Source organism: Pseudomonas sp. Q1 (assembly GCF_009935975.1).
In the GTDB taxonomy this organism is placed as follows: domain Bacteria; phylum Pseudomonadota; class Gammaproteobacteria; order Pseudomonadales; family Pseudomonadaceae; genus Aquipseudomonas; species Aquipseudomonas palleroniana.
In genome coordinates this window covers 29,809-43,142 of sequence record NZ_QODI01000010.1, presented here as the reverse complement: position 1 = coordinate 43,142, position 13,334 = coordinate 29,809, and the positions used below count along the sequence as shown (strand labels likewise).

Below are 13,334 nucleotides of genomic sequence, written 5' to 3'. Positions count from 1 at the left end.
GTGCGTGTGCGGGTCAAGGAATGGCTGTGGGGGGTGGCGAGCTTGGCCGTATCGATACCGGTGCAAGCCGCCTGTTCGGCGGTGGCCACCGTGCCGGCCAGCTTCGGCACGGCAGTCAGCTCGATGACGGTACGTACCACGTCCCAGCCCAGTTCGACCACCAACGGTGGCATCAACTGCACACCGGCGTTGCTGTCGGTACTGACGTCCGGTGATCACTTCTACGCGACCATTACCGGTTCGGCGCAAGGCGGCATGCTCGGGCCGACGGGTGATGTCATCAGCTACACGGTGTACGGCAACAACACCGCCTCGTTCCCGATAACGCGGGGCAGCGCATTTGATTTCGGCGGCAGTGGCGGCATTGCCGCGAACTTGGGGCTGGTGTTCGGCCCCGGCACCAAAACCTTGCCACTCTACTTTGCCACCACCGTTGGCAGTAACGTGGCGGCAGGCGTGTACAGCGAGACACTGAGTATTTTATGGAGCTGGAATTATTGCGCGGGCATTGGCATCGGCGGTATCTGCGCAGGGCGCGATATCGGCAGTGGCACCAGCACGCTGAACGTCAGCATAACCGTTGCCAATGACTGTCAGATCACCACGCCGGCGATCGCGTTCGGCAGTGCGCCAGTGGTCAGCGCCTTCACCACCGTCAACGGCCAGGCCAGTGTCGCCTGCACCAAGGGCAGCGCCTACACCGTCGGCCTGGGCGACGGGCAGAACCCGGTGAGTGTGGGCGGACGACGGCAGATGATTTCCGGCAGTAATCTCTTGGCCTACGACATCTTCCAGGGCGCCGGCACCACCCGTTGGGGCAGCGTGGGCGCGTCGCGGCGCGCCAGTGCCTCGGCGGAAATCAACCCCGGCAACGGCCTGGGCACCGGCAGCCAGGTGTTCAACTACAACGCCCGGATCTACACCGACCAAGCCACGCCACCGGGTGGCACCTACCTCGACAACGTGGTGCTGGATGTAGGGTTCTAGAACTTCAGCAGCGGCGTGCCCGGCTGGTCCGCCGGCCTGACCATGGCGTAGTTGTACCCGCCGCCGGACCAATACTGCGCCTCTAAACCGTCGGCACTGCGGCTGCCACGGGGCAGGAACCCGTTGTTCGGGCCGGGTGGTCGGATGTAGAAGCTGAGGCGGTGACCTTGTGCGTCCTCGTACAGCACCATGGCGGCCGCGCCTTGATCGGTCGTGAGCAGGCGCCCGCTGACCGGTTTGAAGCCCGATGGGCTGAGGTCGGGCAGGCGATGGGCGCGGTTGAAGTAACGGTCCAGCCACGCCTGCATGGCGCCGCCGTCCTGGGTCTGGTAGTCGGCCGGCATGATGCCGTCCTGGGCGAACAAGCGGAATGCTTGCATCGCATCGGCCATCGGCAACGTCGGCGCTTGAGTGGCTTCGCGGGCATGCCAGCCGCCCAGCCCGCCGAGGCTGACGGCGATCAGCAGGACGGCGGCGCTGGCGACGTGGCGGCGCGTCTGATGCTTGAGGCGCCGGCGAACCAGCGCCGGGTCCAGCTCGGGGTTGGCCGGCTGTTGCAAGGCGCCGCTCAAGGAAGCGCGCAGCAACTGCGCGTCGCGTTGCCATGCGTGCACTTGAGCCGCGGCGTCGGGGTGGGCGGCCAGCCAGGTTTCGAGCACACGGCGGTCGCTCTCCGACAACTGGTGGTCAACATAGGCATGCATATCGCGTTCGCTGGGGGGCAGGCTGATCATTTGAGTATCCGCAGGGAAGGGCTGGCGATGTCGCCGTCACTGAGTTGGCGCAAGGCTTGGCGTGCCCGGGACAGACGCGACATCACCGTGCCGAGCGGTACGTCGAGGATGTCGGCGACTTCCTTATAGCTCAAGCCCTCGACACTGACCCAGAGCAGCAGGGCGCGTTGTTCGGTGTTGAGCTGGTCGAAGGCTTGCAGGGTCGACTGGGCCATGACCGTGCGTTCTGCCGAAGGGTGCGCGTCGTCACGGCCGGTGAAGAATTCGAGCATGCGCGCATACCGACGGCTGCGCCGGTGAGCGTCGAGGAACTGCCGGTAGAGAATCGAGAACAGCCAGGCGCGCAGGTCACCTTCGCTGCGTCTATCGGCCCAGCGGGTGATTGCCCGTTCCAGGGTCGACTGCACCAGATCGTCGGCGCTGCTGGTGTTACGCGTCAGGGACACGGCAAAACGCCGCAACCTGGGGATGAGTTCACGTAACTGTTCGTCGAGTTCATGCATGGCAGTGGAAGTCTGGTCGGTTGTACTGAGGAAGACGCAGGCCCTTGTAGGTTATTCCATCAGCCGAGAAAAGAAATTCACTCTGTGTTGAGTCAGACGTTTCTGCATAGCTTGAGAGGCTGTAATCGCGGGAGTTGCCGTCTCTCCACCCTTGTAACTGCCAGCACGTGGTTGGCGGTGAAACGATGAGGGTGTGTCCATGACGTTGTCACCAACCGATAAAGCGTATTTTTCACCAGAAGCATTCGCTCATTTACCCGCCGCGCAGCAGTACATGCTTGAAGAGTGGGGCCGGGGGCCGTTGGTTCCGCTCGACGATAGCTGTGTGCACCACGCCATCGAAGCTCAAGCGGCACGGGCTCCTCAGGCCATAGCTGCGGTCGGTTTGGGCCAGCCCATCAGTTATGAACAACTCAACCGCCAGGCTAACCGCCTGGCGGTGCGATTGATCGAGCAGGGGGTCAAGCGCGGCGATACGGTGGCGCTGTTCGTCGAACGGTCGATCCCTATGTTGGTGGGGTTGCTGGCGGTGATGAAGATCGGCGCGGCGTATGTCCCCCAGGACGCCAGGATCGTGCCGCCCGTGCAACTGGCCATGGTCCTCGACACATTGACCAGCCCGGTCATATTGACCCTGTCGAACCTGAGGGGACGTATCCCTGAAACACCGACGCAGCGCTGCTTGTGTCTCGATGACTTTCTCGCCGAAGAACCCTGGGTTGCCCAGGACAATCATCGTCTATTTGCCGTTACTTACCCGGACGATCTGTGTTTTGTGCTGTTCACGTCCGGCACTACCGGGCGCCCCAACGGTGTGCGCGTCACCCATCGCAACCTATGCAATATCCTGCTCACGGAACCGGGGCGGATGGGGATGGCGCCTGGCCGCACCGTGGGGCAGATCCTCAATATCGGTTTTGACATGGCCGCCTGGGAAATGCTTGGCTGCCTGGCCCACGGTGCAACCCTGCTGATCCGTGGCAAGGACATTGCGCAAACGGCAGCACAGTGTGATGTGTTGATCGCGACACCTTCGATCCTGGCCACGCTCGATCCGCAACGTTGCCCCACGATCAAGCAGGTCGCCGTGGCCGGCGAACCTTGCCCCCAGGCCCTGGCTGACCGCTGGGCCAGCCACTGCGATTTCTATAACGGCTGCGGGCCGACTGAAACCACCATCGTCAATACCTTGCACCGGCATGTCCCCGGCACATTGCTGACCATCGGCACACCGACGCCCAACAACACGGTGTATGTCCTCGATGCACAAGGGCGTGCCTGTGAACCAGGGCAAACCGGTGAAATGTGGGCCGGTGGCAAAGGCGTGACAGCCGGCTACCTGGATGATGCTCAACTGACTGCGCAGCGTTACCGGCCGGACCCGTTCCTGGGCGGCGATGCGAGGATGTTTCGCACGCGGGACCTGGGGCGCTGGACGCGTGACGGGCAACTTGAGCACCTGGGGCGTGTGGACGATCAAGTCAAGGTGCGCGGTTTTCGTGTGGAGCTGGATGCGGTGTCGGCTGCACTGGAAGCCGGGGAAGGATGCGTACGCGCCGTCACGCTGAAACTGGACGAGCGCAACCTGATCGCCTTCGTTTCACCGGCCAGCGCCGATATTGAATCTTGCCGGCATCAGAGCGAACAACGCTTGGCCTACTACTGCGTGCCGTCGGCGATCTATGCGCTGGAACAATTGCCCTTGACGGCCAGAGGCAAGGTCGACAAAGCGCTGTTGCTGCAATGGGCGCAACAAAGGCAGGACGTGAAGGAGGCCGGTCATGTTTGATGCACTGGCCCGAGCCCAGATTCCTCCCCAGCCGAGGTTCTGGCGGCGCCTGCGCGCGTGGTCGGTGTTTTCCTATTACAACCGTCTCTTTGCACTGGTCATCGCCTGCAATGCAGGGGTGCTGTGGCTGGGCGAGGGGGTGCAGGCCATGGGGACGCAGGCACTGTCGACGATGGTGTTGATCAACCTTTCGCTGGCGACCTTGGTGCGCCAGCAATACCTGATCAATGGGCTGTTCTGGCTGGCCACCCGCGTGCCGCTGGGATGGCCGCTGGGCATTCGGCGCCGGGTGGCAAAGGTGTATCACTTCGGCGGGCTGCACAGTGGCGGGGCAGTGGCGGCGACAGCCTGGTTCTGCGCCATGTTCGGTATGCAGGTAGCTCTGTACTTGCGCGAGCCTGGTGATGCTTCGTCAAGCGCAATGTGGCTGGGTGCGGTGTTGATGGCATTGCTGTTGTTGATGCTGATCATGGCGCTGCCTTGGATGCGTGGGCATTTTCACAACGCTTTCGAGCGTGTTCACCGGTTTGCCGGATGGGGGGTGCTGCTGCTGTTTTGGGGGCTGACACTGACGGCATCCGTCGAAGATGGGGGGAACCCACTGTCCAGCGGTGCATTTTGGGTGCTGGTGTTACTGACCTTGAGTATCGCCCTGCCGTGGCTGCGCTTGCGCCGGGTGCCGATCGAAACGCTGCGGCCTTCCCGGCATGCGGCAATTGCACAATTGACCCACACCACGCCGTTTGCCGGCTCATCCACGGCGATCAGCCTGAACCCGCTGCTGGAATGGCATTCCTTCGCCAATATCCCTGCGCCGGATCAGGCGGGTTTTCGCCTGATCATTTCACGGGCTGGGGACTGGACGGGGCGGTTCATTGAGCAACCGCCTGCCCAGGTCTGGGTCAAGGGCATTACCACTGCAGGGGTCGCGAATGTGGAGACGCTGTTCAAGTCGGTGCTCTACGTCGCCACCGGCAGTGGCATCGGTCCGGTCATGCCGCACCTGCTGGCAGGCAACGTGCCGATACGGTTGATCTGGTCGACCCGCAGCCCGCGCAAAACTTACGGTGACGCATTGGTGGATGAAATTCTCCGGGCACACCTCCAGGCGCTGATCTGGGACACCGATGAGCGCGGTAAACCTGACCTTGTGCAACTGGCCTATGGCGCTGTCCAGGCTTATGGCATCGAGGCGGTCATCTGCATCGCCAACCAGAACCTGACGCAGCGTGTGGTGCAGGCGTTGGAAGCCCAGGGGATACCCGCTTATGGCGCGATCTGGGATTCCTGAGAACGTGGGGTCGTTGAAGATTATCAATCAGTGGAGGTGCTTATGAATGTATTGGTCGAGCGTCATGGCCGGGTGATTCTGGTCAGGCTCAATCGCCCTGAAGTCAAAAATGCGCTGAGTTCGGCGCTGATGACCGAACTGGTTTCTTGTCTGCAAGCCCTTGACCGAGATCCTGAGGTGGGCTGTTTTGTGATCACCGGCGGCACGGACTATTTTGCCGCGGGGGCCGACATCAAGGAGATGAGTGGCAAGTCCTATCTGGAGATGCTCAACGAAGACTATTTCGTCGGCTGGGAAGCGTTCACTCGCTTGCGCACGCCCACCATCGCCGCAGTCGCCGGATACGCTTTTGGTGGCGGATGTGAGCTGGCGTTGATGTGCGACATGATTTTTGCCGCCGACACCGCCACGTTTGCCCAGCCTGAAATCAAGCTCGGCGTGATGCCTGGCATGGGCGCCACCCAGCGTTTGACAGGGTTGATCGGCAAGGCCAAGACCATGGACCTGATATTGACCGGCCGGCCGATGACGGCCCAGGAGGCCGAGCAGGCCGGGTTGGTGTCGCGTGTTTATCCGTCGGCGGCTTTGTTGGAGCAGGCGTTGGCGGTGGCAGCACAAATCGCTGGATTCTCTCGCACGGCCACCCGGGCGGCGCGAGAGGCTGTGGAGCAATCCCTTGAGGTGGGATTGCACGAGGGCGTGCGTGTGGAGCGCCGATTGTTCCACGGCCTGTTCGCCACGCCGGACCAGCAGGAGGGCATGCAGGCGTTCTTGGGCAAGCGCGCGGCTTCCTTCAACCAGAGGTAGAAGAGCGGCGCATCTACTTTGAAAATAACTACAGTAAAAGGGGAATAAACCTACATGGGATTCGTCTCATAGCTCATTTCCCCTACGGCCACGTGCCCTGGAGCTTTTCATGGTAGATCATTCATCACCGCCACGGCCGCCACTCAGTACAGCCAGCCTGGTCGTCAGGCTGGCGTGTATTGGTGGTGTGGTGGCGGTTATGGCTGGGGCGTTTGCCTACGTCAATGGCACCCTCGACCCCCAGCGACTGCGCCCCAAGACCTTGGTCAATGCCTTGGAAACCAATAACGGCCAGCACCCGGGCTTCCGGCGCAATCATGCCAAGGGGGTGTGCGTAGCCGGTTATTTCGAAAGCAGCCCTGAGGTGCGTGCCTACTCCAGCGCCGAGGTATTCAGCGCGGCGAAAACCCCGGTGATTGGACGGTTTGCCCTGCCCAGCGGTAACCCTTATGCGCCGGACAGCAGCGTGCCGATCCGCAGTCTGGCCTTGCAGTTCAGCCAGGCCAACGGCCAGCAATGGCGCACGGGCATGAACAGCATGCCGGTGTTCCCGGTGGGCACGCCCGAGGCGTTTTACCAGTTGCTCAAGGCCGGCGCGCCGGACCCGGCCACCGGCAAGCCGAATCCTGCGAGCATGCCCGCGTTTTTCGCCGCACACCCGGAGACGGCGCCGTTCCTGGCGTGGGTCAAGACCGCCAAGCCGTCGGCCAGCTATGCCACGCAAACCTATAACGGCATCAATGCGTTTTACCTGGTAGGCACTGATGGCAAGCGCCAGGCCGTACGCTGGGGCGTGGTGCCGCAGAGCCAGGACGCAAGCGGTGACAGCGCGCCGCCGGGCAGCGATTTCCTGGAAAAAGACTTGGTGCAGCGGTTGGCGGCCGGGCCGCTGCGTTGGCAATTGAACATGACCCTGGCCAACCCCGGCGACCCGGTGGACGACGCCAGCAAGCCCTGGACCGGTGAGCACAAGGTGCTCAACGCCGGCACCCTGGTGCTGCAAAGCAGCCAGCCCCAGGCGGACGGTGATTGCCGTGATATCAACTTCGACCCGCTGATTCTGCCCAGTGGCATCGAAGCCTCCAACGACCCATTGCTGGCTGCCCGTTCGGCCGCTTACGCCAGTTCCTACCTGCGCCGCGCGGGTGAAGTCAGCCCACTGCACAGCGCCCCACAGGAGTCGAAGCCATGAATGCTCAACCCAGGTTTTTCGCACCGCTGGCGCGTCTGCTGCATTGGTTGATGGCGCTGATGATCATCGCCATGTTGTTTATCGGCGCGGGCATGGTGGCATCCGTGTCGGAACGTCACGAGTGGCTGATTCACCTGCACAAGCCGCTGGGTATCGCGATTCTGGCGCTGGTGATCGTGCGCCTGGTGGTGCGTTTCTCTACCCGGCAACCGCCGCTGCCCGCCGATTTGCCACTCTGGCAAGTCTTGGCGGCCAAGGCGTCCCACCTGGTGCTGTACGCATTGATGCTGGTGTTGCCCTTGTTGGGCTGGGCAATGATTTCGGCGGCCGGCGATCCAGTGATGCTCAGCAGTTCGGTACAACTGCCGGCACTGGTTGGGGCGAACGCGCCATTGTTTGCGCTGTTGCGCAAGGCCCATGGTTATCTCGCTTACCTGTTGTTCCTGACGGTGCTGCTGCACCTGGCCGCGGCGTTGTTCCACGGCCTGATCCGGCGCGATGGTGTATTGCAAAGTATGACCGGCACCAAGGGCTGATGCCGGGGGCGGGGAGGTTAGCGCAGCGCCGTGACGATATCGGCCACGGTGCTCAAGACGTCCTTGCCCAATTGCTTGGAGCGCTCGCCTGACCAGCCGGTTTTCGGGTTGGGCGCGTCGTCGTTGTCCTTGAAGGGCATCTCCAGGGTCAGCGACAGGCAGTCGTACTTCTCGCCGACGGCATTGCAGGCCAGCGTCATGTTGGCCTCGCCCGGCAGGTCGCGGGTGTAGCCGTGGGTGGTCTGGAAGTCGCGGGTCAACCCACTCAAGTGGCTGCGGAAGTGTTTTTCCAGTTTCTCGATACGCGGAGTGTAGCCGGGATTGCCTTCGCAGCCGGCGGTGAACACGTAGGGGATTTCCTCGTCGCCGTGGATATCGAGGAACAGGTCGACGCCATACTTTTCCATCTGCTGCTGGGCGAACAGCACTTCGGGGCTGGTTTCCTGATTGGCGCTCTGCCAGGCTCGGTTGAGGTCCTGGCCCATGGCATTGGTACGCAGATGCCCATGGATGGCGCCATCGGGGTTCATGTTCGGTATCAGGTACAGGTCGGCGACGGACAGCAGTTTTTTCAGCTCGGTATCGCCGTCCTGTTGCAGGCGTTCGATGATGCCTTCCATAAACCATTCGGCCATGTGCTCGCCGGGGTGTTGCTGCGCGATGATCCAGACTTTGCGTCGGCCTTCGCCACCCTTGCCACGGCGCAGCAATTGGATATCGCGGCCCTCGACACTTTTGCCGGTAGCGAGCAACTCAGTGCCGGCGCGATTCAGGGCCTGGTCGATCAGCCAGTCATGGCGTTCACGGCTGTAGGGTTCGAAGTAGGCGAACCACACTTGTTTCTCGCGAGTCTGGAGGCTGATGTGCAGGATTTCGCCATCAAAGCGCGTGGGCACGCGAAACCAGTTGATATGGTCGTACGAAGCCACGGCGTTATAGCCGCTCCAGGCATGTTTATAAGAGGAGCGGCCCGCATTGCTCAGGCGGAAGGTGTGGGTGTGCCCCACGTGCATGCCTTCAGCCTTGAAGTGGAACCATTGGAAGTGCGGGCTGCGGGTATCGGGTTTGATCGCCAGCAGCAACTGATAAGCGTCGCTGGCATCCAGGACCTGGATATTGCCGCTGTCGAAGTCGGTGCTGATCTTGATGGAGGTCAAGGCCACGGTCATAGTCTGGCTGCCTGATTATGAGTTGTTGTGGCGGATATCTTACACAGGCGCGAGGAAAAATCTGGATGCAAAATTGTTGCAGGGGGAGGGGGCGTCATCCTTGACGCTCTGGCAGCTTAGAATCTATGAGATTGATTCTCAAGCGCTATTTCTCAAAGATACGAGCTAGAGCGTTCACGCGACTTTCTTTGGTTGATGCTCTTTTGCTACCATGCGCGCCATCGAGCAACACACAGTCTTCATTAGCCTGAAGCCATGCCAGGGAAACTGGCAAAAAAAAGACCCGGCCAAAGAGCCGGGTCAAAAACCGTGATTAGCCTGATGAGGAGATATTCCAAGAGTCCGACCTAAGGTCCCTTGGTCTATCGACTGATCTCGCGATCAGCTGAGCCCAATAATAATCATTATCATTTGCAAGTCAAATGTTTTTATCCGTCGGATAGAAATATTTTTCCTGCGTGCCCGTCATGCCTGTGACTGCGGCACCGATGCCTGCAGCGACCGTTCCACCATCGCTTTGGCCATATCAATCAAATACACCACTGAAAATGCCAGGTCCCGTTGGTTGCCCTGATGGTTGCTCGCCGATTCGTAGGCCGTGGCTGCCGCGCTGCGCAACAGGTCTGAAGCGTGGACCAGGGCTTCCTCCTGGCTGATGCCGGGGTGGATGGCGAACAAGGCCTCTTCCGGCATCGATGCAGACATATCTTCTTTCAAGTAGAAGTCCAACGCGCGCTGGGCCGCGCCGCTGCTGCGCATGCCGTGCAGTTCGTCGTATTCAGGTGTTTGAGCGAGTAAAGACGGGCTGGTCATCATAAGGGGCGCTACTCTGAGTGGGTGTCGAAAACCTTATGTTCGATGATAGTACGTATCGTATTCATGTCGTTTTATGGATTACTACAAACTGTTTATTGCCCTGGAAAATACGCAACGTATTGTCAGGCGCCATGGATAAATGGATAGCGCTGGTCAGAACCCACATGAAAGACCGCAAGGTCACGCAGGATCAATTGGCCGAGCGTCTGGGCATGTCCCAGGGGGGCGTTGGCCATTGGCTGAATAAACGCCGCGTGCCCAGCCTGGCGGACATGAACCGGGTGCTGAAGGAGCTCGGCCTGGGGTACCTGGAGGTCGCGCTTGAGGTTCGTGAACGAATCGATGAGGGGGCAGAGGCCCACGAGCAACGCTACAACCCGTATTTCCGCTACCCGGTCAGCGACTGGAAAGGGCTCTGTGAAATGCGCGAAGAGCGCGGCACCTACGCAACTGCGCGCTTTGAACCGACCGATTACCACGCCCAGGGCGAGGCATTCTGGCTACCCGTGATGGGGGACGCCATGACGGCGCCCAGCGGTCTGAGCATCGGCGCCGGCATGCTGATCCTGGTGGACCCGGCCATCGACGCCGCACCTGGCAAGCTGGTGCTTGCCCAATGGGCCGACAGCGCCCAGGCGACCTTTCGCCAGTTGCAGGAAGAGAGCGGCCAGCTCTACCTGGTACCGCTCAATCCCACTTACCCCAAGCAGGTATTCAGCGACGATTGCCGAATCCTCGGCGTCGTGGTGCAAGCCACCGCGAAGTTTTAGTCCGCCGTTTCCAGCTCCACCAAGGCACTGCCTTCGGCAACCATTTCACCTTCCTGGCAAAACAGCGCCTTGACCACCCCGGCCTGGGGGGCACGGATGCTGTGCTCCATCTTCATTGCCTCCAGCACCACCAGCTGGGTCCCGGCTTCCACACTTTGCCCGACTTCCACCAGCACCCGCACGATACTGCCGTTCATGGGCGCCGTGAGGCCGCCTTGATGCGACTGGTTGGCCTCGACCGCCGCAATCGGGTCAAACAGGCTGACCGCATGCATCTCACCGTCCCAACGCAGATACAGCAGCGCCCCCTGGCGCACCGCCAGATGGCTGCGACGCACGCCGTGCTGCTCGGTCAGCAACTGCTCATCGCGCCACTGCGATGTGCTGTCCGCCAGTGTCACCAGCCGGTCTTGCCCGCCGCTGCTCAAATGCAGGGAGACCTCGGCCGGCAGCCCGGCGCGGAACCCGCGTGTGTCCGCCCAGGGGCCATCGGCGGTCGGCAGGCTCTGCATGAAGGCCGAGCCTGCCATCTGCCAGAACTCATCGCTCAATGCGCCGGGCGGCGGCAACAGCTCATCCTGATAGCGCGGAATAAACCCGGTATCCAACTCTGCCGCCGCAAACGCCGGATGCCCGATGATCCGCCGCAGAAAACCCAGGTTGGTCTTGAGCCCGCCGACGGCGAACTCATCGAGCATGCTCAATAACCGCAACCGTGCCTGTTCGCGGTCTTCGCCCCAGGCAATCAGCTTGCCCAGCATCGGGTCGTAGAATGGCGAGACACTGTCCCCCTGGGCAACGCCGCTGTCCACGCGGCGGCCGGGGCCCGGCGCCGACTCGCGATACAGCGCCAGATGCCCGGTGGCCGGCAGGAAATCATTGGCCGGGTCTTCGGCATACAGGCGCACTTCAATCGCATGGCCGATCAACGGCACCTGCTCCTGGGTGATCGGCAGTGGTTCGCCCTGGGCGACACGGATCTGCCAGGCCACCAGGTCCAGGCCGGTAATCGCCTCGGTGACCGGGTGTTCCACCTGCAGCCGTGTGTTCATCTCCATGAAGAAAAACTCGCCGCGCGCGTCCAGCAAGAACTCCACGGTGCCCGCGCCCACATAACCGATGGCCTGGGCCGCACGCACGGCGGCTTCACCCATGGCTTTGCGTTGTTCCACGCTCAAGCCGGGGGCGGGCGCTTCCTCCACGACTTTTTGATGCCGACGCTGAATCGAGCAGTCGCGCTCATTGAGGTACAGGCAGTGGCCCTGCTGATCGGCAAACACCTGGATTTCCACATGGCGTGGCTTGAGCAGGTACTTCTCCACCAGCATCTGCCCATTGCCGAAGGACGATAGCGCTTCGCGCTGGGCGGAAGCCAAGGCTTCGGCCAGTTGGCTGACGTCCTCGACCACCTTCATGCCCTTGCCGCCGCCGCCGGCCGTGGCCTTGAGCAGCACTGGGTAGCCGATACGTTCGCAGGCGCTGCGGAAGGTCTCCAGGTCCTGGGCCTCGCCGTGATAACCCGGCACCAGCGGCACGCCTGCGGTTTCCATCAGTGCCTTGGCCGCCGACTTGCTGCCCATGGCGTCGATGGCCGAGGCGGGCGGGCCGAGGAAGATCAAACCAGCCGCTTCAATCGCACGCGCAAAGCCGGCGTTTTCCGAGAGGAAGCCGTAGCCCGGATGAATCGCCTGGGCGCCGCTAGCCTGGGCGGCGGCGATCAGTTTGTCGATTTGCAGGTAGCTGTCGGTCGCTTTGCTGCCACCCAGGTCAACGCGAATGTCTGCCTCGCGACTGTGGCGTGCATCGCGATCGGTGGCGCTGTGCACGGCCACGGTGGTCAGGCCCATGGCTTTGGCCGTGCGCATCACGCGACAGGCAATTTCGCCACGGTTGGCGACCAGTACGGTGGTCAGCTTGCTCATGAACGTGGCTCCTGCGCTTGCCAACTGGGCGGGCGTTTTTGCAGGAAGGCGCGCAAGCCTTCCTGGCCTTCGGCGCTGACACGAATCCGCGCAATGGCATTTTCGCAATAGCGGCGCAGGGCCGGGGTGAGCGCGCCGTTGCCGACTTCGCGCAGCAAATCCTTGCTGGCGCGCATTGCGGCCGGGCTGTTTTGCAGCAGGTTGGCGACCCACTGTTCGACCTGCAGGTCCAGCTCAGTGGCGGGGTAGCTTTCCGCCAACAGGCCGATTTCCCGTGCGCGCTGGCCGCCAAAGCGCTCGGCCGTCAAGGCATAGCGGCGCGCCGCGCGTTCGCCGATGGCTTGCACCACAAACGGGCTGATCACGGCCGGGGCCAGGCCGATGCGCACTTCCGACAAGCAGAACTGCGCATCATCGGCGCCAATCGCCATATCGCAGCAACTGATCAGGCCCAGGGCGCCGCCATAAGCCGCCCCTTGCACCACCGCGAGGGTCGGGATCTTCAGCTTGGCCAGGTTGTACATCAACTCGGCCAGCTCGCGAGCGTCGTCCAGGTTGGTGTGGTAGTCCAGCTCGGCCGATTGTTGCATCCAGGCCAGGTCGGCACCGGCGCTGAAGTGTTTGCCGCGCCCGCGCAGCACCAGAAAGCGCAGGGACGGGTCGGCCTGTACCCGGTCGAGGGCGATGATCAATTCACGGATCATCTCGGCATTGAACGCGTTGTTCTTGGTCTCACGACTGAGCCACAGGGTGGCGAAACCACGCGTGTCGGTGACCAGTTCGAGGGTGTTGAAATCGCTCATGGGGTACAGCTCCAT

The 13,334-nt window shown here is 62.0% G+C and carries 13 protein-coding genes; 7 read left to right on the top strand and 6 right to left on the bottom strand.

The window, feature by feature from the left end:
* Positions 1-6: 6 nt before the first annotated feature.
* Positions 7-987: a spore coat U domain-containing protein gene (locus DK870_RS16895; RefSeq protein WP_178126876.1), complete on the top strand. Its 981-nt coding sequence runs from the start codon at positions 7-9 to the stop codon at positions 985-987.
* Here DK870_RS16895 and DK870_RS16890 read toward each other — a convergent pair.
* Positions 984-1,721, bottom strand: coding sequence for an anti-sigma factor (locus tag DK870_RS16890; RefSeq protein ID WP_161549190.1), 738 nt, complete (start codon positions 1,719-1,721; stop codon positions 984-986). The two genes, DK870_RS16895 and DK870_RS16890, sit on opposite strands and share 4 nt — an antisense overlap.
* Positions 1,718-2,224, bottom strand: a complete 507-nt coding sequence (locus tag DK870_RS16885; RefSeq protein WP_161549189.1) for a sigma-70 family RNA polymerase sigma factor — start codon at positions 2,222-2,224, stop codon at positions 1,718-1,720. The genes DK870_RS16890 and DK870_RS16885 overlap by 4 nt, the downstream gene beginning before the upstream one ends.
* 199 nt (positions 2,225-2,423) lie before the next feature.
* On the opposite strand from DK870_RS16885, the gene DK870_RS16880 reads away from it, so the two are divergent.
* The 5 genes from DK870_RS16880 to DK870_RS16860 all read left to right on the top strand — a co-directional run bounded on the left by DK870_RS16880 (position 2,424) and on the right by DK870_RS16860 (position 7,839).
* The gene (locus DK870_RS16880) at positions 2,424-4,013 is read left to right on the top strand and encodes an amino acid adenylation domain-containing protein (protein WP_060756737.1); all 1,590 of its coding nucleotides are present in this window, start codon (positions 2,424-2,426) and stop codon (positions 4,011-4,013) included.
* Positions 4,006-5,304: a hypothetical protein gene (locus DK870_RS16875; RefSeq protein ID WP_161549188.1), complete on the top strand. Its 1,299-nt coding sequence runs from the start codon at positions 4,006-4,008 to the stop codon at positions 5,302-5,304. The genes DK870_RS16880 and DK870_RS16875 overlap by 8 nt, the downstream gene beginning before the upstream one ends.
* A 42-nt stretch (positions 5,305-5,346) precedes the next feature.
* On the top strand, positions 5,347-6,111 hold the full coding sequence (locus DK870_RS16870; protein WP_161549187.1) for an enoyl-CoA hydratase-related protein: 765 nt from the start codon (positions 5,347-5,349) through the stop codon (positions 6,109-6,111).
* 109 nt (positions 6,112-6,220) lie between these two features.
* Positions 6,221-7,303, top strand: a complete 1,083-nt coding sequence (locus tag DK870_RS16865; protein WP_161549186.1) for a catalase family peroxidase — start codon at positions 6,221-6,223, stop codon at positions 7,301-7,303.
* On the top strand, positions 7,300-7,839 hold the full coding sequence (locus tag DK870_RS16860; RefSeq protein WP_060756733.1) for a cytochrome b: 540 nt from the start codon (positions 7,300-7,302) through the stop codon (positions 7,837-7,839). Before DK870_RS16865 ends, DK870_RS16860 begins: the two co-directional genes overlap by 4 nt.
* Positions 7,840-7,856: 17 nt before the next feature.
* Here DK870_RS16860 and DK870_RS16855 read toward each other — a convergent pair whose 3' ends face one another.
* Entirely contained in the window at positions 7,857-9,008 is a 1,152-nt protein-coding gene (locus DK870_RS16855) for a M14-type cytosolic carboxypeptidase (RefSeq protein ID WP_104994181.1), read from the bottom strand.
* Positions 9,009-9,473: 465 nt separating this feature from the next.
* A complete protein-coding gene (locus DK870_RS16850; RefSeq protein ID WP_104994179.1) occupies positions 9,474-9,824 on the bottom strand; it encodes a DUF6124 family protein in 351 nt (116 codons plus the stop codon).
* A 131-nt stretch (positions 9,825-9,955) separates the two neighbouring features.
* On the opposite strand from DK870_RS16850, the gene DK870_RS16845 reads away from it, so the two are divergent.
* Positions 9,956-10,594 (top strand): LexA family transcriptional regulator, encoded by a 639-nt coding sequence (locus DK870_RS16845; protein WP_161549185.1) that lies wholly within the window; start codon positions 9,956-9,958, stop codon positions 10,592-10,594.
* Here DK870_RS16845 and DK870_RS16840 read toward each other — a convergent pair.
* Together DK870_RS16840 and DK870_RS16835 are read right to left on the bottom strand one after the other, a co-directional pair.
* Positions 10,591-12,516, bottom strand: coding sequence for an acetyl/propionyl/methylcrotonyl-CoA carboxylase subunit alpha (locus DK870_RS16840; protein WP_161549184.1), 1,926 nt, complete (start codon positions 12,514-12,516; stop codon positions 10,591-10,593). The two genes, DK870_RS16845 and DK870_RS16840, sit on opposite strands and share 4 nt — an antisense overlap.
* Positions 12,513-13,319, bottom strand: a complete 807-nt coding sequence (locus DK870_RS16835; protein ID WP_161549183.1) for a gamma-carboxygeranoyl-CoA hydratase — start codon at positions 13,317-13,319, stop codon at positions 12,513-12,515. Before DK870_RS16835 ends, DK870_RS16840 begins: the two co-directional genes overlap by 4 nt.
* Positions 13,320-13,334 lie beyond the last annotated feature (15 nt).

What these genes read in the sequence shown, in the direction of transcription:
- DK870_RS16890 (WP_161549190.1), bottom strand. Translation starts at nt 1,721, where the DNA reads ATGATCAGCCTGCCCCCCAGCGAACGCGATATGCATGCCTATGTTGAC.
- DK870_RS16885 (WP_161549189.1), bottom strand. Translation starts at nt 2,224, where the DNA reads ATGCATGAACTCGACGAACAGTTACGTGAACTCATCCCCAGGTTGCGG.
- DK870_RS16880 (WP_060756737.1), top strand. Translation starts at nt 2,424, where the DNA reads ATGACGTTGTCACCAACCGATAAAGCGTATTTTTCACCAGAAGCATTC.
- DK870_RS16875 (WP_161549188.1), top strand. Translation starts at nt 4,006, where the DNA reads ATGTTTGATGCACTGGCCCGAGCCCAGATTCCTCCCCAGCCGAGGTTC.
- DK870_RS16870 (WP_161549187.1), top strand. Translation starts at nt 5,347, where the DNA reads ATGAATGTATTGGTCGAGCGTCATGGCCGGGTGATTCTGGTCAGGCTC.
- DK870_RS16865 (WP_161549186.1), top strand. Translation starts at nt 6,221, where the DNA reads ATGGTAGATCATTCATCACCGCCACGGCCGCCACTCAGTACAGCCAGC.
- DK870_RS16860 (WP_060756733.1), top strand. Translation starts at nt 7,300, where the DNA reads ATGAATGCTCAACCCAGGTTTTTCGCACCGCTGGCGCGTCTGCTGCAT.
- DK870_RS16855 (WP_104994181.1), bottom strand. Translation starts at nt 9,008, where the DNA reads ATGACCGTGGCCTTGACCTCCATCAAGATCAGCACCGACTTCGACAGC.
- DK870_RS16850 (WP_104994179.1), bottom strand. Translation starts at nt 9,824, where the DNA reads ATGATGACCAGCCCGTCTTTACTCGCTCAAACACCTGAATACGACGAA.
- DK870_RS16845 (WP_161549185.1), top strand. Translation starts at nt 9,956, where the DNA reads ATGGATAAATGGATAGCGCTGGTCAGAACCCACATGAAAGACCGCAAG.
- DK870_RS16840 (WP_161549184.1), bottom strand. Translation starts at nt 12,516, where the DNA reads ATGAGCAAGCTGACCACCGTACTGGTCGCCAACCGTGGCGAAATTGCC.
- DK870_RS16835 (WP_161549183.1), bottom strand. Translation starts at nt 13,319, where the DNA reads ATGAGCGATTTCAACACCCTCGAACTGGTCACCGACACGCGTGGTTTC.